Source organism: Arthrobacter sp. efr-133-TYG-104 (assembly GCF_030208915.1).
Classification (GTDB): Bacteria; Actinomycetota; Actinomycetes; order Actinomycetales; family Micrococcaceae; genus Arthrobacter.
On sequence record NZ_JARVTA010000017.1, the window covers coordinates 46,923 to 65,748 of the forward strand.

Consider the following 18,826-nt stretch of genomic DNA (forward strand, 5'->3'; position numbering starts at 1 on the left):
CGCAACGTTCGTAAAACTGCGTCTTAATTCGGCGCCTGAATTGATCGCCTCGACTCCGGCCTTTAGAGTCATAGACAAGTTACCGCGGTAACGTGTCAGCGATCCTCCGATGGATCTGCCCCGCAAGGGCGGTGAGGAGGGTGTGGGTGCCCCCATGTGGGCCTGACATTTGCACACGGAAAAAGCTTCATCCCAGGCGTAACAGTCGCGGCTGCGTCCTGCTGGAGCCCATTCGTGTATCCCAAACTCAATTCATCATCCAAGATATCCGCCACACCCATACGGTCCGGCGGTCAGCGGGTGATGTCATACAGCCAAGGACGCAAATGTCGCCACCAAGCCTTATTGACGTACATCCGAATCTTGCCGGAACTGCCCCGGTAGCACTCTCCTACGAACTGTTTCCGCCGCGTTCTGCTGCCGCCGCCGAAACGTTGTGGACTACTATCCGCGAACTCGAAGCCACCGAACCGGATTATGTCTCGGTGACATACGGTGCCAGCGGATCCAACCGTGACACCGCCGTCGACCTCATCAATCGACTCCTCACCGAGACCACCTTGCGTCCCTTGGCGCACCTGACCTGCGTTGGCAATACGCCCACTGAACTGGCAGAGATCATCGGTGAACTGCTCGACCACGGAGTACGCGGCATTTTGGCGCTGCGTGGTGACCTTCCCCAAGACGGCCAGCCCGCCACGGGTTCCCTCCGGTATGCCCAGGACCTCATCGAGCTGATCCGCCGTGTAGAACTTCGCAGGTCAGCCCTGCTGTGCGCAGGCAAGATCGCGGTGGGAGTTGCTGCGTACCCCACCCGCCATCCGGAATCACCCAGTGAGGGGCACGACGTCGAGGTGTTGCTTGCCAAGCAGCGCTCCGGCGCGGACTTCGCCATCACCCAGGTGTTCTTCCACGCCAGCGAATACGCCGGACTGGTCTCGCGTGCCCGCCGGGCCGGAGTGACCATCCCTATCATTCCCGGCGTCATGCCGCTGACCAGCCTGAGGCGACTCAAGCGGCTTGGCGAACTGGCCGGCGTCGAACCTTCCAGGGAACTCATCGAGCGCTTGGGCGCAGCAGAGACGGAAGGGGAACGCCGGAGCATCGGCGTTGCTGCCACGGTGGACCTCGCTAATGCTGCCTTGGATGCCGGTGCGCCCGGAATCCACCTTTACACCTTCAACGAGCACGCACACGCCTTGGATGTGCTGGACAAACTGAATTTGCCGCGGCCTTCCAAAGCTTTGCACCGCATAAAGAGCGCAGTACGCCAGGAATTCGCACACTGACCCCGATAGCTGATCACTGATCAGCTGACCTCACATGCCGGAGCTACCGGTTGCCCACGACATCACCGATTCAGCATCTACTTCATCGATTCAGCACCTACTTCATCAAGGAAAAATCCATGACTGACCAGATCACTCCCGCTACTCCTTTCCCCGCAGCATCCCTTCTGGGATATCCGCGCATCGGCCGTCGTCGTGAGCTCAAGAAAGCCGTCGAAGCATACTGGGCCGGCAAGATTGACGCTGCAGCGCTGGACGCCGCAGCCAAGGACATCCAGCTCACCATCGCTAAGCGCCTGCAGGAGCTGGGCCTCACCGAGGCTGCGGCCGTTCCCGGCACCTTCTCCTACTACGACCAGGTCCTGGACACCACCGCGCACCTCGGCGCAGTCCCTGCCCGTTTCGGTGGGCTCCTCAACGCGGAGGGGCAGCTGGATATCGATGGCTACTTCACCCTGGCCCGCGGCAACAAGGAGCAGCAGCCCCTTGAAATGACCAAGTGGTTCGACACGAACTACCACTACCTGGTTCCGGAAATCGGCCCCGAAACGACGTTCAGCCTCGCTTCCACGGCAAAGGTGGATGAATTCGCCTTCGCGCTGGCCAACGGCATCGAGACACGGCCGTACATCGTGGGCCCGGTGACTTACCTTCTGCTGTCCAAGGCCTCCGACGACGCTCCGGCCGGCTTTGCTCCGCTGTCCCGCCTCGAAGACATCCTGCCCGTCTACGTCCAGCTCCTGCAGAAGTTGGCTGAAGCCGGCGCTAGCTGGGTTCAGCTGGACGAGCCTGCGTTGGTAGTCGACCAAGAAACCCCCGCAGCCGAGGTTGAAGCCGCAGTGGCGCGCGCCTACGAGGTCCTCACCTCGGCGGCCAACCGTCCGCAGATTCTCGTCTCCACCCCGTACGGTGCCCTCGACGGGCAGTTCGGCACCCTCGCTGCCACCAACATCGACGCCCTTCACATCGACGTCTTCAAGGGTTCCCTTCCGTCCGACGCAGCACTTGCCGCCTTGGGCAGCAAGACCCTGGTTGCAGGCGTCGTGGATGGCCACAACATCTGGCGCAACGACCTTGCTGCGTCGGCTGGGAAGCTGGATGCACTGAAGGCTGCCGCCGCCAAGCTCACCGTCAGCACTTCCACCTCTACACAGCACGTGCCTCACGACGTTGCCGAGGAAACACAGTTGTCCGAGCAGTTGCGCAGCTGGCTTGCTTTCTCGGATCAGAAGGCCGTTGAGGTCAAGACCTTGGCGTCCTACCTGGCAGACCCCGCTTCGGCCAAGGCCGCCATTGACGAAGCATCTGCAGTCATCGCTTCCCGTGCCACCGCTGAAGGCGTCCGCCGCGACGATGTCCGGGCCCGCACCGCTGCCTTGACCGCAGCAGACTTCAGCCGCTCCGAGTACTCGGTCCGCGAAGCAGCCCAAGAAGAGGCCCTGCACCTTCCGCCGCTGCCCACCACAACCATCGGTTCTTTCCCGCAGACCTCCGAGATCCGCTCTGCCCGTGCCCGCAACAACAAGGGCGATCTCACCAATGAGCAGTACGAACAGCTCATGAAGGATGAAATCAAGCGCGTTGTTGACCTGCAGGAGGAGCTCGGCTACGACGTCCTGGTGCACGGCGAGCCCGAGCGCAACGACATGGTCCAGTACTTTGCCGAGAACCTCGAGGGCTTTGACGTTACTGTCCACGGTTGGGTCCAGTCCTATGGTTCGCGCTGCACCCGCCCGTCGATCCTTTGGGGCGATGTCACCCGCAGTGCGCCGATCACCGTGGCGTGGGCAGAGTATGCACAGTCGCTGACCAGCAAGCCGATGAAGGGCATGCTCACCGGTCCGGTCACCATCCTTGCTTGGTCCTTCGTCCGCGATGACCAGCCGCTGGGCGAAACCGCCAACCAGGTGGGGCTGGCACTGCGTGATGAGATCGCGGATCTCGAAGCTGCCGGTATCAAGGTCATCCAGGTGGATGAGCCTGCGCTTCGCGAACTCCTTCCATTGCGCAAGGCAGATCACGCCGACTACCTGAAATGGTCAGTGGATTCCTTCCGCCTGGCCACGGCCGGAGCAGCTGATGCCACCCAGATCCACACGCACCTCTGCTACTCCGAGTTTGGTGTGATCATCGACGCGATCGACGGCCTCGACGCTGACGTGACCTCCATCGAAGCTGCCCGTTCCCGCATGGAGGTCGTCCACGACCTCGAGTCCCACGGGTTCGGCCGCGGCGTGGGCCCGGGCGTCTACGACATCCACTCGCCGCGCGTTCCCGGCGAGGCCGAGGTCACTGAGCTTTTGGCAACCGCGGTCAAGCATGTTCCCTCACGCCAGCTCTGGGTCAACCCGGACTGTGGGCTGAAGACCCGCGGCTACGTCGAAACCGAAGAATCACTCCGCAACCTGGTCAAGGCAACGCGGACGGTCCGGGCCACGCTGCTGGAGACCGCAAAGTAGTAGATAGGCGTCAGGAACGACGGCGGCCGGTCACCTCACAGGTGACCGGCCGCCGTCGGCTGCTTTAAGCCTTCTTAGGAGTTCGCTACTCCCACAGGATTTCGTCATCCACCACGCCGTCTTCATCCGCAGCGGCTACCAACAATTCGTCGGTGAAGCGCGAGCCGAGCGTGAAGTCGAGGACGAAGTAGCGTTCCGGCTGGCCCGGATAGATGGCCACATGACCGAGTTTCAGGGCTTTTAGGAACACGTTGTTGGTGAGCTGCTCCTTGTCCCTGACGCCAAAGACGGATTCGAGTTGCTCCTCTTTGAGCTGCGAGCAGTGGAAGTGCAGGAACTGTTGGGGGTTGGTTCCGTCCTGGTCCAGTTCCTCGGAGATCATTTCCCGGACTTGGTCCACGAGCTCGGGGAGGAAACGCAACCGATAGTCCACCTTGCGCATCGCGGCTTCATCGAAATGGTCATGCGCGGCGACGTTGAGGTCCAGTTCAAGCTGGCTGCCACCAATCTCATGTTTGGCAACAAAGCAATGTTCGCGCCCATTGCTGAGCTCAATTTCCCCAAAGTGCTTGCTCGCTAGCTTGCCCATGTGATCAATCTAACCCCAACACCGAGCGTGTTCCAGCAAATGGGAATATTTCAGCGGTTGCGCTGCGGACCCTTGACACGCTCGGTTTTGAGGGGATGCAGCCCGCTCCGGCCGGCGGAGCCGCGCAGCGAATCTGCCAGCATTTGCGTGAACAATTGAACTTGAGCGGTTCGCTTTTCATTGATGAGCAAAGCGAAAACATTTCGGGCCAAGCGGATGTCGGGGACGTCGAGGACCACGACGCCGGATGGCCGGTTCCATAGGGCCAGTTCCGGCACCAGCGAAGCACCGAGCCCGGCGGCCGTCATTTCGAGGCTGGCGTGGAAGTCGTCGCTGTAGGCCACGACGCGGGGATGGAGGTTGCAACTGGCGAACAGCCGCTCGATGACCAAGGCATCGCTTGTGCCGGGATGATGGACGATCCACGGCATGTCCGAGAGGTGGGAGGCCTCCATCTCGGCGTCCTCACGGATTTTCCACGACGCCGGCAGGACAACGCGGAAGTCGTCGTCGCCAATCCATTGCCGTTCCAGGGAGTGCGGCCACGCCAAACCGGACTGCCCCACCTGGTAGACCAGGGCTACATCCAGCTCCCCGCCGCTGCGGAGTCCCTGGATGGTTTGGGCTGGTTCTGCCACTGAAACCTTGAGTTCTATGCCTAAGTCCTTCCAGCGGTCACTGAGCAGGATCTCCGGCAAAACGTAGGTGGCAAGGCTGGGGAAGATCCCCAGCCGCAGTTCCTGGGCGGGGGAGTCGTTCGTCCGCGAGGCTGCCGCCATGAGGGCCTCGACGTCGGTAAGTACCTTGGATGCGTGGCGCGTCATGGTCACCGCGGCTTCCGTGGGGACGATGCTGCGAGCCGAGCGCTGGAACAGTTCGACGCCGGTGTCCCGTTCCAGTGCAGCCATCTGTTGGGATACGGCTGAGGCGGTGTAGCCGAGCTGCGCGGCGGCGGCAGCGAACGACCCAAGCCGGGAAACCTCCATGAGTGTCCGGAGGTGGAGGAGGTTGACCATCACCAAATTTTAGCTGTTGAACGCACCACATTTTCAAAGTGTCACGACACGCCGCTACCCCGCGACACGCGGGAGATTTAATGTGGCTAAGTAGTCCACAGGGTGTGGATTTCATCTCTCACTTCGGCGGAATCACGGACATTTTGAAGGGCCCTGCCTGTGGACGAGCAGTGGATTGAATGACATACTTGTAATACATCATCTTGGGGTTCCAGTTAGGCGCTTGCACTACATGTAGTATCGGTTTACGGATTGGGCGGGAAACAGGGCCGGTATCGGATTCATTGGTTAGCTCCGGTTGAACCCGCCAGATACGAAGAGAATCAGACTTCAACTTAGGGGACAGGGATCATGACCGTAACGGTTTACACCAAGCCGGCCTGTGTTCAGTGCAACGCAACGTACCGGGCGCTCGACAAGAAGGGCATTGCCTACCAGAGTGTCGATATCTCCCAGGACGCCGAGGCCCTCGAGCGGCTCAAGGCCCTGGGGTACATGCAGGCTCCCGTCGTCGTGACCGAACAAGATCACTGGTCCGGATTCCGCCCGGACAAGATCGAGGAACTGGCCCAGGCCGTCTCCTCCGTGGCCTAAGTTTCCTGTCAGGCTTCGCCACCATACACACCAAGAATTCCTATGTAGTTGAGGTGACTCCCATGGCACCGGTGGCAGCGGTAACTGTTCGCGATGCGGCGCACGCTGTCACCACCAGGAGTCACCTCATCTACTTTTCCTCCACCTCCGAAAACACCAAACGATTCGTCCAGAAACTGGGTCGGGACGCTGCGCGGATCCCACTTTATGCCCAGGACGCACCCCTTCAGGCGCTTGAACCTTTCGTCCTTGTGCTGCCCACATACGGTGGCACCAACGGCGAAGGTTCCGTGCCCAAGCAGGTGATCAGGTTTCTGAACGACCCCGGGAACAGGGAACTGATCCGCGGTGTTATCGGAGCGGGGAATACAAACTTCGCGGACAACTACTGCGCAGCGGGAGACATTGTCTCCGTCAAGTGCAAGGTGCCGCATCTTTACAAATTTGAACTCATGGGGACGCCAGAAGACGTCCAACGGGTCAACGAAGGGCTGGAAAAGTTTTGGACACAACTGTCGCAGAAACAGAAGTAACCGGGGGCGCTGTGGACACGGTCAAAAAGCCATTGCCTGAGGCTTACAAGGGACTGGGCTATCACGAGCTCAACGCCATGCTGAACCTGTATGGCCCCAACGGTGAGATCCAGTTCGAGGCCGACCGAGAAGCTGCGCACCAGTACTTCCTGCAGCACGTGAACAACAACACCGTGTTCTTCCACGACCTGGAAGAGAAGCTCGATTACCTGGTGAAGAACCAGTACTACGAGCGCGAAACGCTCGACCAGTACACGATGAACTTCATTCGCGAACTCTATAACCGCGCGTACAAGAAGAAGTTCCGCTTTGAGACCTTCCTCGGTGCTTTCAAGTTCTACACCTCGTACACGCTGAAGACGTTCGACGGCAAGCGCTTCCTGGAGCGCTACGAAGACCGTGTCTGCATGGTCGCACTGCACTTGGCCCGTGGTAACGAAGAGCTCGCTAGCAGGCTCGTCGACGAGATCATCGACGGCCGTTTCCAGCCGGCCACCCCGACGTTCCTGAATGCAGGGAAGGCACAGCGCGGCGAGCTCGTCTCCTGCTTCCTGCTCCGGATCGAAGACAACATGGAGTCGATCGCACGCGCCATCAACTCCGCGCTGCAGCTCTCCAAGCGTGGTGGCGGTGTGGCGCTCTCGCTCACCAACATCCGCGAGCACGGTGCGCCGATCAAGCAGATCGAAAACCAGTCCTCCGGCGTCATTCCCGTGATGAAGCTCCTCGAAGACAGCTTCTCCTACGCCAACCAGCTCGGTGCGCGCCAGGGTGCAGGTGCCGTCTACCTGCACGCCCACCACCCGGACATCTACCGCTTCCTGGACACCAAGCGGGAAAACGCCGACGAGAAGATCCGTATCAAGACGCTCTCCTTGGGCGTTGTGGTTCCGGATATCACGTTCGAACTCGCCAAGAAGAACGAGGACATGTACCTCTTCTCGCCGTACGACGTCGAGCGCGTTTACGGAGTGCCTTTCTCCGACATTTCGGTCACTGAGAAGTACTACGAAATGGTGGACGATTCGCGGATCAAGAAGACCAAGATCAGCGCCCGCGAGTTCTTCCAGACGCTCGCTGAGATCCAGTTCGAGTCCGGTTACCCGTACATCATGTTCGAGGACACCGTGAACCGGGCCAACCCGATCGACGGCAAGATCACCATGAGCAACCTCTGCTCGGAGATCCTGCAGGTTTCATCGCCGTCGATCTACGCCGAAGACCTGAGCTACGAGACCGTGGGCAAAGACATCTCCTGCAACCTCGGTTCCATGAACATCGCCAAGACCATGGATTCACCGGACTTCGGCCTCTCCATTGAGACGTCCATCCGCGCCTTGAGCGCTGTCTCGGACATGTCCTACATCAACTCGGTTCCGTCGATCGCCCAGGGCAACGCCCAGAGCCACGCGATTGGCCTTGGACAGATGAACCTCCACGGCTACCTGGCCCGTGAGCACGTCCACTACGGCTCTGAAGAGGGCCTGGACTTCACCAATATCTACTTCTACACGGTGCTCTTCCACGCTCTCCGCGCTTCCAACAGGCTCTCCATCGAGACCGGCCAGAAGTTCGGCGGCTTCGAGAAGTCCACCTACGCATCCGGTGAGTTCTTCGACAAGTACACCGAGCAGGAATGGGCACCGGCAACGGAGCGCGTCCGCGAGCTCTTTGCCGGCCACCACATCCCCACTCAGGATGACTGGCGCGAGCTGAAGGCTTCCGTCATGGAGCACGGTATCTACAACCAGAACCTCCAGGCCGTGCCGCCCACCGGTTCCATCAGCTACATCAACAACTCCACGTCGTCGATCCACCCGGTGGCCGCCAAGATTGAAATCCGCAAGGAAGGCAAGATCGGCCGCGTCTACTACCCGGCGCCGTACCTGACCAACGACAACCTGGAGTACTACCAGGATGCCTATGAAATCGGCTACGAGAAGATCATCGACACCTACGCCGCTGCCACACAGCACGTGGACCAAGGGCTTTCCCTGACGCTGTTCTTCAAGGACACCGCCACCACGCGTGACATCAACAAGGCGCAGATCTACGCATGGCGCAAGGGCATCAAGACCCTCTACTACATCCGTCTCCGCCAGATGGCCCTTGAAGGGACCGAAGTTGAGGGTTGTGTTTCATGTGCCCTGTGATGGTGGTGCGTTGAGATGAAGGAAATTACGACGGCGACGGGCGGCTTGATCTACGGCATTCGGCTTCGACGCGAGGTTGAATACCGCTACGTTGGTTTGACGACCAAAACTGCCAGCCGTCGGTTTCATCAACATCTCAGAGTTGCCGCAGAAGGGCGCAGGACTCCTTTCTACGATTGGGTCAGGAAGCACGACGCCGAAGACCTCATTGCCGACGAGCTGGACTGGATTGAAGGTTTGGACGAGCTTGGGCAGGCAGAGATTGACTGGATTGCCTACTTGAGGAGTCAGGGGGATCGCCTTCTAAATCTTTCAGAAGGTGGTTTCGGCCCGACCGGCTTGGTGTGGACCGAAGACATGCGGGAAGCTGCTCGTCTTCGATCCACAGGGCGAAAAGGCCTGAGCCGTTTCGGGGAAGAGAATCCATTCTTTGGCAATTCACACTCTGTGGAACAGCGGCGGAAATGGGCTGAGGAACGAAAAGGGACTTTCGTGGGAGCGGACAACCCGAACTTCGGGAAGTTCGGTCCGGATCACCCCGGATTCGCGCACACGATGCCTTTGGAGTCCCGCAAGGCACTTTCTGCAGCCTTCACGGGCGAAGGCAACCCAAACTTCGGAAAGTCGGCAAGCGCTGAAACACGAGCCAAAATGTCAGCGGTCCGTAAAGGCGTACCCAAGCCATCGAGCCGTCGTAGCGCCCACACCCGTCATCACACCAATAAGGGCATCGTGAAACCCACATGCCAGCATTGCATCGACGATGCAGCACAAGCCAAGCTCATGCGAGAAAGCGAAACCGACAAATGACTGAGAAAGTGAAGCTCCTGACGCACGTCGAGGCCATCAACTGGAACAAAATCCAGGATGACAAGGACGTGGAAGTCTGGAACCGACTGGTCAACAACTTCTGGCTTCCGGAGAAGGTGCCGCTGTCCAACGACGTCCAGTCGTGGCACACGCTGACCCCGGATGAGCAGCAGCTCACCATGCGCGTCTTCACCGGTCTCACCTTGCTGGACACCATCCAGGGCACGGTGGGCGCTGTCTCGCTGATTCCGGATGCCGTCACCCCGCATGAAGAAGCTGTGTACACCAACATCGCCTTCATGGAGTCGGTGCACGCGAAGTCGTACTCGTCGATCTTCTCCACCCTGTGCTCCACCAAGGAGATTGACGACGCATTCCGCTGGTCTCTCGAAAACGAGAACCTGCAGAAGAAGGCGCAGATCGTCATGGACTACTACCAAGGCGACGATCCCCTGAAGCGCAAGATTGCTTCCACGCTGCTGGAAAGCTTCCTGTTCTATTCGGGCTTCTACCTCCCCATGTACTGGTCTTCGCGTGCCAAGCTCACGAACACAGCCGACCTCATCCGCCTCATTATTCGCGACGAGGCCGTGCACGGTTACTACATCGGCTACAAGTTCCAGAAGGGCCTTGAGAAGGTTTCCGAGGCCCGCAAGCAGGAAATCAAGGACTACACGTTCGAGCTCCTTTTCGAGCTGTACGAAAACGAAGTCCAGTACACGCACGACCTTTACGACGGAGTCGGCCTTGCCGAGGATGTCAAAAAGTTCCTGCACTACAACGCCAATAAGGCCCTCATGAACCTCGGCTACGAGGCCATGTTCCCGGCTTCCGTCACCGACGTGAACCCGGCCATCCTCTCGGCACTTTCCCCGAACGCCGACGAGAACCACGACTTCTTCTCTGGCTCGGGCTCCTCCTACGTCATTGGCAAGGCCGTTAACACGGAGGATGAGGACTGGGAGTTCTAGGCTCCTGTGTGAGATCGGAAGCTAGTTGGCGGTTTGAACACCAGTTGGCGAAACGGGACTGGAAAGTTGGCGAAAACTCGCCCAGTTGGCGGTAGAGGTCAAGTGCCGGCAGGGGGCAGCTACTTGGAAGTCTTTCCAGTAGCTGCCGAAGCGGCCCTGAACGGTGAATCGGGGCCCGCTCTGTAAGCGTCCCGGCATGTAACTGCCGCTGGCGCTCGGTGTGGCATGCTTGCGGTCGAGTGCCCGGGACGCGCCTGCCCGGACGGCCGATTTGAATGGTCAGGTGCTCAGGTGCTCAGTCCCGACTTCGCCAATGACGTGAGCACCCTGAAACCAGTTATCAGGGCGTGGCTGGACTCGAGGTGACCGTCCGCGGGCTCCCTAGCCGGTGCCAGGTTCGGGCGGGGCAAAAGTCAGAACTCAGCAGTGCAAGGACATCGCGAGCGGGTAGAGCAGGCGATCTCCTGCGCGGCCGCGTTGACAAATTTAGTTTTCGGGAGTGGAAGGCCGCGAAAGAAGGAGCTGACCTCTGGAAAAGCCGCATCGGGTGGATTCAGGACCTAATGGGAAATCCAGCGCTCCCCGCGATTAGAAACGTTGCAACGCGAAATTCTCTGGAGCACTTCGACGATCGCATAGACGAATGGGCTCATCAGTGGGCGCAACGATCAGCGGACGGGCCAGGATGGGTTGGGGCGTTCAACTGCATTGTGATGGAACGGGGTATTTGGGGTCGGCCGGGTGGCGAGGCGAAACTCGTTCGATGCTCATTGCGGATGAAGCGGTGTTCGTGCTTCGCAAGGACGAGGTGCATATCCCAAACCTTATGAAAGAAGCGAATGCCGTGATCAGGCGAACGCGTCAGTACACTGCGGCTCACACCGCTATGTGGAAAACGTGCGGATCGGCGCCCCAGATCATCGTCCCTTTCTAGGTCGCCGGTCGACATGGATGGCAACTGGCTCCAGTGGGGTGTCCGCTTCAACGAAGTCCTTCTCCGCCTGGATCCGTCCTTGCGGATCGTGGCCGATGACATGCGCACCGGATAAAGGGGCTTAAATCCGCGAAGTTCTTCCCAGAAGATCAACTCACATACATCTTGGCGCAGTGCCAACTAAATTGTCCCCGTTGAGCCAACGTGATTCAGGCGTTCGTCTTCAGTCCTCTTACTTACTATCTTCTTGACTTCGTCAGTGTTCTGGTTCCCCTAAATGGCCCCCTTGCAAAAGCCTGCTGGTCGGCGCGCTAAACGTCCGGATCATCCCATGATCGCCGCGCTGCTGACCATATTCATACGAGGTCGCTAAGCAGCAGCTTGAGGAGCGACTCCTCGTGTAGGGCCACCCCTTGCCGGGTCATGGCTACGGCGAGGGCTGGATCCCAGGGGGTCGGGACCGGCTTACCCTCGAGTGCGAGCGTTTCGTCGGCGGGCAGAGAGTTCGCGGCCGCTTCGTAATCATTTGCCGCTAGACGCCATGGCGTGGCGCCGGAGGCTAGAACGCGGCCCGCAATCGCAACTCCAGGCCAGTCAAAATCGCCGTGATACCGTACGTCATTGCCGGCGGCGATGAGTCGGTTCAGGGCCAGTACGCCCGCACTGGCAGGGTTCCCTGACAGGCATATCAGCACGCCGGGAACCGCCGCTCTGGCCGCGGCCTGCAGTACCTGAGGGTTCTCGCATACGGACACGACAGTGCCAGAGCTGGCCAGGAGTGTGCCGGCCCCGGCAGCACGCATCTCATGCACGGTCAGGTGGGTCACCAAGCTAAGGTCGGCGCGGGCCTGCATCATTCGGGACCACGGATCTGTTCCGGGCGGGCGCAGGTTCCATGTGAGCACGGTTCCGGAAACGACGTCTGTGACGACGCCGAGCCGTTCCCACAGCGCGCGCCTGGCAGTAGCGCGGACAGGGACCGGCTCCCCGAACGCTGCTGATGCGGCCCGAAGGACAAGGGCGCTGGTCAATGTGCCGTCGTCGAGCCCGTGGGCTGTTCCTGTGCACCGGGAAGCGAGCTCGGCCAGCTCCCACACCGGCCCCGGTCCCGGGGACCAGGGATCCGGCGAGCTCAGGTTGGTACGGGTGCCCAGCGCGGTTAGAACAGCGCCGGCACGGTCAGCGCACCGGGCGGCGTATTCCTCCCCGGCCCGGGTGAGCAGTCCGGCCTGCTGGACCCCGGCTACGAACGCGGGAACCCAGGCAGCATACGCCAGTCCGGCACCGGCCAGGGCAGCATCAAGCCGTGCGAGGGCAAGCGCCCGGACGGCCGCTGCTTGCTCCCTTGCCGCTGTGCGGTCTTGCAGGGGCACCTTGGTGATGGCCTCTATGACAGTGGCGAGGCCCGCCTGCGCCGCCGATTCCCGCAGCCGGGCATCGAGCTTGTCCAGCCGCACGCTCACTTCTCCTACCGTGACAGTGGTAGTAAGCAGACCCGCGAGCACATCGGCGCCTTCATCGTCGACGAAGACCTTGACAGTCCCTTTGGCGAGGAGCCGGTTCCTTTCCAGGCGGCCGCGGGCCGCTGCCCACAGTGGCGTCAGCGCCGCGTTGGAAAGATAGGCCAGGGCAGCTTCCGGCAGGGTTGTTCCTGTCATTGAGCAGCCCTCAGGTGCCGGTTCCGGCCATCCCAGTGCAGGTGCGTCGTTACGGCCGGTCCGTCCTGCCGGCGCCTGACTTCATAGCAGTCCAGGGCAGGAACTTGCGCGTACGTGCCCCACAGGTCGTGCCCGGTCAAGGCGAAGTCGATGTCCAGGCGGACCAGAAGGCCCATCAGTTCGGCAATGGTCTGGTCATCGACCTTGGCGAACGCGTCATCGAGAAGCAGCAGCCGCAGCGCTCCTCCGTTACCGGGAAGGCTGGACAGGTACGCGTCCACAGCTGCGAACAAGGTCACATACGAAACAAAGCGGGTCTCACCCTGGGACAGTTTCGCACCGCGCGTCAGTCGCCGCTGCTGCCCTTCAGCGGGTCCGGTGATAATTACCTCGACCGTGTGCCAGGCCCGGTAATCCAGGGCGTTGCGCAGGTGCTCGGCGTACCCGGAGTCAGCGTTTGCGGCCAAGGATTCCTCCACGCGCGCCTTGAGAAGGTCGGCGAGTTCGGCATTGGCCGCAGTGGTGCGCAAAGCGGGCGCTGTGGTGACCAGTTCGCGGATCCGCGTCACGGACACGTCGGCCCCGTCTGCCAGGTTCCACCGTACTTTGACTCCGATGCCGTGGCTGGTCCTGATCGTAGACAGTGAATCATTCATGGCCGCCATGAGCGCCGAGGCCTGGTCCAGTCTGCGGCGGAGCTCATCGGCGACACCGCCCAGAACAAAATCGGTGAATACGTGATGCTCACGGTCCGACATAGCCGCCTTGCCCTCGTCGCGTTGGCGGGCGAGCTCTGCTGCCGCCGCGGCGATCGTGCGCCGGCCGGAGGCATCGGACACTTCGATAAGGCGGACGGCGTGTTTGATCTCTGCAAGGACGTCGAAGGTGCCGACGATCTCTCTTTCGAGTGCCTGCTGTGCCCTGATGAGGGCGTTCTCGTCTGCGGTTGCCTGGCCCTGAAGGGCAGCGCTTACGGCGCCGGCAGCACTTCGCACTGACTTTACGCTGATCTCCGTGAGGGCGATCGGCCTCAGCTCCGGGGCCAGCGCGGCGTCGGCGACACCGGGCAGCGCCAGCAGTCGCTGTAGTCCCTTCGCCGCGGCGGCCAGGTGCGTATGCGCTTCGGCAGCCTTCTCCTGCGCGGATGATGCTTCAGCTCTGATCTGGCCGACGTGCTCGGAGAGGCTGGAGAGGTGTTTCCGCTCCGTGATGAGGTCGTGACGGGTTCGGGCCAGATCGCTTTCGGCTTTGTCCAGCTTTTCGCGGACGCTGGCCGCTTCCGCGCCAATGGCGGCGCGCACTGCGGCGAACTCCGCCTCCTCCGTGTGCCAGGTCCGCCATTCGAGGTCGGCCTGGGTTTCGACTTTCACACGATCATCCAGGAGGGTCTGGACCTCGCTGATGACTCCGGTGTGCCCGTCAAGATCGTCTTTGAGCCGCTGCAAAGCTTTGGCTGCCGAGACGCACAGCTTGACTGCTTCACCGGCGCCGCGCTGGATCTGGCTGAGCGCGTCCACCTCGACGGGCAGACTGAATTCTACGCAGGCATTGTGATGCTCAGTCTGTGACTTCTCCCATTTGCGGCGCAGGTCCTGCGCCAGATTCCTGGCGGTGGTGGCGGTTTCGCAGGCCTTCCTGAACCGTTTTTCAGCTGCGTCATCAAGCGCGGCCGCCGTTGCGACTGGCTGGCTGCGTGGTGCCGCTTCGAGGACGCCTAAGAGTTGCGCCTGGGCACGCACGACTCCATCTCGTTCCACGGACCTTTTCGCCAGGGCAGCATCAAGGGTTTGGAGTTCGGTGGCGATCAGAGCGAGCCGTGCTTCCCGTGCTGAAGCGCGGGCTGCGGCGCCGATGTGACGGGCGGGTCCTGGCACGTGCCTGCCGGTCAGCGGCCCGTTGCCCCAGCTGCCGTCCGGGGCAACCCAGGTGCTGTGCGACCCGGACCCGGGCCCGTACCCGATCCGCTCGAGCACGGAGATGACAGCGCCCGCATTTGGTGTGGCCGGATCAACGGTGAGGACGCGTCCGAGGGGGCTATCCGCGGAGGGGCCTGTTGCCTGCAGGAGGAGCTGGCCGTCCGCGGCGAGCAGTGAGCCGCTGCCGGTGACGGAGCCCAACAGCAGCCCGGAAGCTAGGAGGGCGCCTTCAATCCCGGATCGGTCCGATTCCGGGACGCCGTCGGCGAAGTCAACCGCCCGCCACAGCGGGACTGATCCTTCCGGGCCGCTACTCAGCCAGGAAGGGCCGGCCGGGGGCTGGTCGATGGCTGCGAGCAGCTGGGATTTTTCGTTCTCAAGCTCGGCCCGCCCCCGCTTGTCTGTGCTGTCGGCGGCGTCAAGGGAGGCGAGTGCTGTGGCATGCCGCTGCCGGGCGCCGGTTCCCCAGCTGGTGGCCGCCTTGTCCAGACTGGCCAGTAATTCAGGGTCGGCGAGGACAGTGTCGGGGTTTTCAAGGAACGCCCCGAGCGGGCCGTGCACGAAATCCACCACGCCCAGGGCGTCGGTTGTCCCGGGGGCGCTGACCCAGGCTCTCCACTGGTCCGACAGCGCAGTCAGCTCCGACCTGAGGTGGTCGGCAGCCTCGGTTGCCTCGGCCGCGGCTTGATCGGCACGGTCCTGGTCCTCTTCCGCCCGCTGGTCAGCTGTGGCTAATGTTGATTTCTCTTTCTCCAGGCGTTGGGCCTGTTCGAGCCGGGCACCGGCCTGCCGCTGGCGCATCTCGACTGCTTTAATTGCAAGGCCGATCCCTGCCTGCTCACTTGGAATGTCGGCGGGGGCGACCTCCAGTTCGGCGGCGGCCGGCCGGTCAACTGGTTCAGGACCAGCATTCCGGCTGGTACGGACGATCTCCATGACGGGGTCGGCACGGACTGCCCGTACCGACGCCGTGCCGGCGAAATTCGCCGGCACCCCGGCGGCTCCCAACTGGGCGTGCGCTTCTGCCAGCTCGCGCCCAGCTTCCTGGGCTGTCTGCGCTGCGGCCCCGGCGCGTTTGGACGCATCCTCGACACGTGAAATCTCGGTTTCCCGTGCCGTTGCTGCCGCGGAAAAGGCGAGGTCCGAGGACCTGGCCAGGGCGGCGATCTTCCGCTCCCTTTCATCGAGGTCGCGGGCATTGGCGTAGGACGCCGACGTCTTGATGCCGGTGATGGTCGCTTCCAGCCGGCCTTCGGTGTCTGCGAGTCCAGCCACGGTGCCTTCCGCTTCCTGCTTCACTCCGGCCAGCTTCAGATGTTCCGTCTGGCGCTGATCGGAGTGAAGCGTGGCCCGCTGGGCTGCTGTCGCCGAATCCTCGGCGGCGGTGGCGGCGCCGGCGAGGACCCCGGCGGCGTACCTCCGGTACGTGCCGAAAAAGGTGTTGACGTGCCGGTAAGCCAGTTCGAGGCGCTCTTGCCCTGCGCGGGTCTCGGACAGACCGTCGAGCTGTTCGCCGGCTGCGGTCAGGGCTCCCTCGCCCAGGGGCGGCAACGCATCGGAAAGGATCTGCGGAAGGCGCCCTTCCTCAATGCGGTTCCCGACATCGGGAGAACGAAGGGTGTGCGTCAGCTGCATCAGTCCGGCGAACCGGTCCCGGCCTGACTCCCCGGTAAGGCCGTACACGGTGTTGCGGACCCGCTCGCGATGCATTTCCGGTGAATCGGTGATCCGGTCGGCCCCGATCAGCGAGGTCAGCTGGTCACGGGAGAGGACCTCACGGGTGGAGGACATCAGCTGCAGGTCATGCGCCACACGCAGGGGCGTAGTGAAGTACCAGACCTTCGCGTCCCCGGTGGACTGTGAGAACCGGATGAATGCACCGAGCGTCAGGTGCTCAACCTGGACACCGTTCTCAACTCCGTCCCCGATGGTTTCCCGCTTCAATTCAAGCCACAGGTACCCTTCGCGGCTGCCGCCAGAGGTGCTGCCGGCTTTCATCAGGTCCTGGAGCCGGACCTTGCCCGAACCGGTGGCATCCATTTTGCGCCGGTCTGCATCCAGGAGGTACGGCAGCAGCATCTCAAGTGCCCGGGACTTGCCGGATCCGTTCGTGCCCCGCAGCACCAGTCGGCCTCCGGAGCAGTTGAAGGTGGCGTCATGGTAGTGCCAGACGTTGAGCAGGCCTGCCCGGTTCATCCGCCACCGTTCCGGGTTGTGGCGGCCGAGGGTTTCGGCAGTGTCGTGTCCGGTGGCAGCAGTTGTCATGGCTGGTCCTGGGGCGCGGTAGCGGGAAGGTCGGGGAAGAGCGTTTCGGTTTGTTCCAGGTGACCTCCGGGAGTCGCCTCAAGACGGCGCAATGAGCGTGGCTTGGCATTGGAGCGGACTGGTTCCGGCCGGTACCTGCCGCAGGCTGCATGCAGCACGAGCCCGTCGTCGGTGACTGTCGCCAGGTCGACGGAGGTGAGGATTTGAACGACTTCGGCACGCAAGCGGTCGAGGTTGTCGATGACGTCGTTGCGCCAGTTCCGGGAATTCTGCTCGGCGAGGTGCTCCAGGTTGGCATCGACCAGGTCCCATGTCGCCAGAACGCCCGGGACGATCCGGCCGCGGACCAGGGCCTCCGCCCCTGAGGACGGGCGCAGGGTGTCCACGAGCGCGTCCAGAAGCAACAGTGCTGCCTGCCGGGCTGTGCCGTTTCCGGGGAAGGCGACGTCGGTCAGCTCTTCTTCGGTGTCATAGGCCAGGACACCTTCGGCGCGTACTTCCAGTTCCAGCCCGAACGCGTCCGACAGGGCCTGGGCGACGTCATTTCTTTCGCGGGACAGAGCATCACGTTCGGGCTCGGTGAGGTCTTCACGGCGTACGAGGGGGTTTTCGATGATGCGGCGCCTCAAATCACGTCGTGGCTGGGCGGGAAGGTCCGGGTCGGGTTCCCACAGCTGGTCAGGCTGCTCAAGGGTGTAGAGCGGGCGCGCGAGCAGCTGGGGCAGCAGCGACCGGTTGATTGTCAGGAGGGCCTCATCGTTCCGTTCGCCCCAGCCGCGCAACAGGCACCGGAGTGTCCCGCCGCGCAGACCTTCTGCGCCTTGCACAGTGGTTCGACGCATCCGATACGGAGACCTCGCACCGGATCTTCAATGCGGCCTTCGGCGCTTACCCCTCCAGACACCTGCTCCGGGGCCCGGACGAAGACAACGGACAGGACGGCCCCACCACTTCCTGGTGGGACGCCGAACCGGTAGATGTGCCCTTGTCGCTGCGGGAGCGGGGTGACCGTGCCGCGCGCGGCCGCGCCAGCCGGGTAATGGACCCCGGCCTGGAACGCGAAGCCCTCCTTAACGAGGCCCAGCAAGAGGCCGAGCGGCTGGAAGCCGCCACAGCTGAACTCATAGCGTCCGGAAACCTCAACGGAGCGCGCCTCTCACCCGCAGCTGACCCATTCGGCCACCGTGGCGGCACGTGCGACGCGAACCGACCGCACAAGGTTGCCCCACTGCTCCAGCTGGCGACAGCGGACTTCGAGGTCGTCGATACTGATCTGGGTACCGGAGCGCTTAAGCGCCCCCTGCGCCTCACCTGCCGATAGGTCGGCCAGGAGGGTGGAAGAAAATAGGCTCATGATGGCGATGTACTCTTCGGCACTGTCAGCTGTCACGTACCGGTAGAGATCCCGTCGCTCCTGCGTTGCATCTGCCTCGGCCTGCGTTGCGCCAGCGTCCATCACGGAATCCCCTCTGCTGATTGCTGCCGCGCTCGGGTCTGTTGCCCTTGGTCGGTAGGTATTCGTTGTCTGGCCCACAGTAGGGCAGTGGTGCGACATTTTCGATCGATCGCGCCCGCCGTCCATGGACGAAAGTATCACGATCTGGCAGAGATGTCACCAGGCAGGCTTGACGAATGTCCA

At 62.0% G+C, this 18,826-nt stretch carries 13 protein-coding genes and 1 pseudogene; 8 read left to right on the forward strand and 6 right to left on the reverse strand.

Annotated features, from left to right (window positions below; genetic code table 11):
* Positions 1-326: 326 nt before the first annotated feature.
* Positions 327-1,289 (forward strand): methylenetetrahydrofolate reductase, encoded by a 963-nt coding sequence (locus QRN04_RS13250; RefSeq protein ID WP_284976484.1) that lies wholly within the window; start codon positions 327-329, stop codon positions 1,287-1,289.
* 119 nt (positions 1,290-1,408) lie between these two features.
* Entirely contained in the window at positions 1,409-3,748 is a 2,340-nt protein-coding gene (gene metE / locus QRN04_RS13255) for a 5-methyltetrahydropteroyltriglutamate--homocysteine S-methyltransferase (protein WP_284976485.1), read from the forward strand.
* An 85-nt stretch (positions 3,749-3,833) separates the two neighbouring features.
* On the opposite strand, the gene QRN04_RS13260 is transcribed toward metE, so the two are convergent.
* Positions 3,834-4,337: a DUF2004 domain-containing protein gene (locus tag QRN04_RS13260; protein WP_284976486.1), complete on the reverse strand. Its 504-nt coding sequence runs from the start codon at positions 4,335-4,337 to the stop codon at positions 3,834-3,836.
* Between the two features lie 50 nt (positions 4,338-4,387).
* Entirely contained in the window at positions 4,388-5,353 is a 966-nt protein-coding gene (locus QRN04_RS13265) for a LysR family transcriptional regulator (RefSeq protein WP_284976487.1), read from the reverse strand.
* A 351-nt stretch (positions 5,354-5,704) separates the two neighbouring features.
* Between QRN04_RS13265 and nrdH the strand changes: the two genes are divergently transcribed.
* The 5 genes from nrdH (at position 5,705) to nrdF (ending at position 10,414) form a co-directional block, all read left to right on the forward strand.
* Positions 5,705-5,947 (forward strand): glutaredoxin-like protein NrdH, encoded by a 243-nt coding sequence (nrdH, locus tag QRN04_RS13270; RefSeq protein WP_011775022.1) that lies wholly within the window; start codon positions 5,705-5,707, stop codon positions 5,945-5,947.
* 62 nt (positions 5,948-6,009) lie between these two features.
* Entirely contained in the window at positions 6,010-6,480 is a 471-nt protein-coding gene (gene nrdI / locus QRN04_RS13275) for a class Ib ribonucleoside-diphosphate reductase assembly flavoprotein NrdI (RefSeq protein WP_284976488.1), read from the forward strand.
* A gap of 11 nt (positions 6,481-6,491) precedes the next feature.
* Complete coding sequence (gene nrdE / locus QRN04_RS13280; protein ID WP_284976520.1) at positions 6,492-8,633, forward strand: class 1b ribonucleoside-diphosphate reductase subunit alpha; 2,142 nt, start codon at positions 6,492-6,494, stop codon at positions 8,631-8,633.
* 15 nt (positions 8,634-8,648) lie between these two features.
* On the forward strand, positions 8,649-9,443 hold the full coding sequence (locus QRN04_RS13285; protein WP_284976489.1) for an NUMOD3 domain-containing DNA-binding protein: 795 nt from the start codon (positions 8,649-8,651) through the stop codon (positions 9,441-9,443).
* Positions 9,440-10,414 carry a class 1b ribonucleoside-diphosphate reductase subunit beta gene (nrdF, locus tag QRN04_RS13290; protein WP_284976490.1) on the forward strand — a complete coding sequence of 325 codons (975 nt, stop codon included), beginning with the start codon at positions 9,440-9,442 and terminating at the stop codon, positions 10,412-10,414. Before QRN04_RS13285 ends, nrdF begins: the two co-directional genes overlap by 4 nt.
* A 1,290-nt stretch (positions 10,415-11,704) precedes the next feature.
* Here the strand turns inward: nrdF and QRN04_RS13295 are convergent.
* The 3 genes from QRN04_RS13295 to QRN04_RS13305 are packed head-to-tail and all read right to left on the reverse strand — an operon-like array spanning position 11,705 to position 18,029.
* A complete protein-coding gene (locus QRN04_RS13295; RefSeq protein ID WP_284976491.1) occupies positions 11,705-13,006 on the reverse strand; it encodes a TIGR02679 family protein in 1,302 nt (433 codons plus the stop codon).
* Complete coding sequence (locus QRN04_RS13300; RefSeq protein WP_284976492.1) at positions 13,003-17,187, reverse strand: TIGR02680 family protein; 4,185 nt, start codon at positions 17,185-17,187, stop codon at positions 13,003-13,005. The genes QRN04_RS13295 and QRN04_RS13300 overlap by 4 nt, the downstream gene beginning before the upstream one ends.
* Positions 17,184-18,029 (reverse strand): DUF2398 family protein, encoded by an 846-nt coding sequence (locus tag QRN04_RS13305; protein WP_284976493.1) that lies wholly within the window; start codon positions 18,027-18,029, stop codon positions 17,184-17,186. The genes QRN04_RS13300 and QRN04_RS13305 overlap by 4 nt, the downstream gene beginning before the upstream one ends.
* Here QRN04_RS13305 and QRN04_RS13310 point away from each other — a divergent pair.
* Positions 17,981-18,508, forward strand: coding sequence for a DUF2397 family protein (locus tag QRN04_RS13310; RefSeq protein ID WP_284976494.1), 528 nt, complete (start codon positions 17,981-17,983; stop codon positions 18,506-18,508). The genes QRN04_RS13305 and QRN04_RS13310 overlap by 49 nt on opposite strands.
* On the opposite strand, the pseudogene QRN04_RS18170 reads toward QRN04_RS13310, so the two are convergent.
* Positions 18,419-18,769: pseudogene (locus QRN04_RS18170) on the reverse strand (hypothetical protein); the annotation flags it as partial. The gene QRN04_RS13310 and the pseudogene QRN04_RS18170 overlap by 90 nt on opposite strands.
* Positions 18,770-18,826 lie beyond the last annotated feature (57 nt).

Excerpts from the sequence above, each read along its gene's own strand:
- QRN04_RS13285 (WP_284976489.1), top strand. The coding sequence starts at position 8,649 with ATGAAGGAAATTACGACGGCGACGGGCGGCTTGATCTACGGCATTCGG.
- nrdH (WP_011775022.1), top strand. The coding sequence starts at position 5,705 with ATGACCGTAACGGTTTACACCAAGCCGGCCTGTGTTCAGTGCAACGCA.
- QRN04_RS13265 (WP_284976487.1), bottom strand. The coding sequence starts at position 5,353 with ATGGTCAACCTCCTCCACCTCCGGACACTCATGGAGGTTTCCCGGCTT.
- QRN04_RS13260 (WP_284976486.1), bottom strand. The coding sequence starts at position 4,337 with ATGGGCAAGCTAGCGAGCAAGCACTTTGGGGAAATTGAGCTCAGCAAT.
- QRN04_RS13305 (WP_284976493.1), bottom strand. The coding sequence starts at position 18,029 with ATGCGTCGAACCACTGTGCAAGGCGCAGAAGGTCTGCGCGGCGGGACA.
- nrdI (WP_284976488.1), top strand. The coding sequence starts at position 6,010 with ATGGCACCGGTGGCAGCGGTAACTGTTCGCGATGCGGCGCACGCTGTC.
- nrdF (WP_284976490.1), top strand. The coding sequence starts at position 9,440 with ATGACTGAGAAAGTGAAGCTCCTGACGCACGTCGAGGCCATCAACTGG.
- QRN04_RS13250 (WP_284976484.1), top strand. The coding sequence starts at position 327 with ATGTCGCCACCAAGCCTTATTGACGTACATCCGAATCTTGCCGGAACT.
- metE (WP_284976485.1), top strand. The coding sequence starts at position 1,409 with ATGACTGACCAGATCACTCCCGCTACTCCTTTCCCCGCAGCATCCCTT.
- QRN04_RS13300 (WP_284976492.1), bottom strand. The coding sequence starts at position 17,187 with ATGACAACTGCTGCCACCGGACACGACACTGCCGAAACCCTCGGCCGC.
- QRN04_RS13295 (WP_284976491.1), bottom strand. The coding sequence starts at position 13,006 with ATGACAGGAACAACCCTGCCGGAAGCTGCCCTGGCCTATCTTTCCAAC.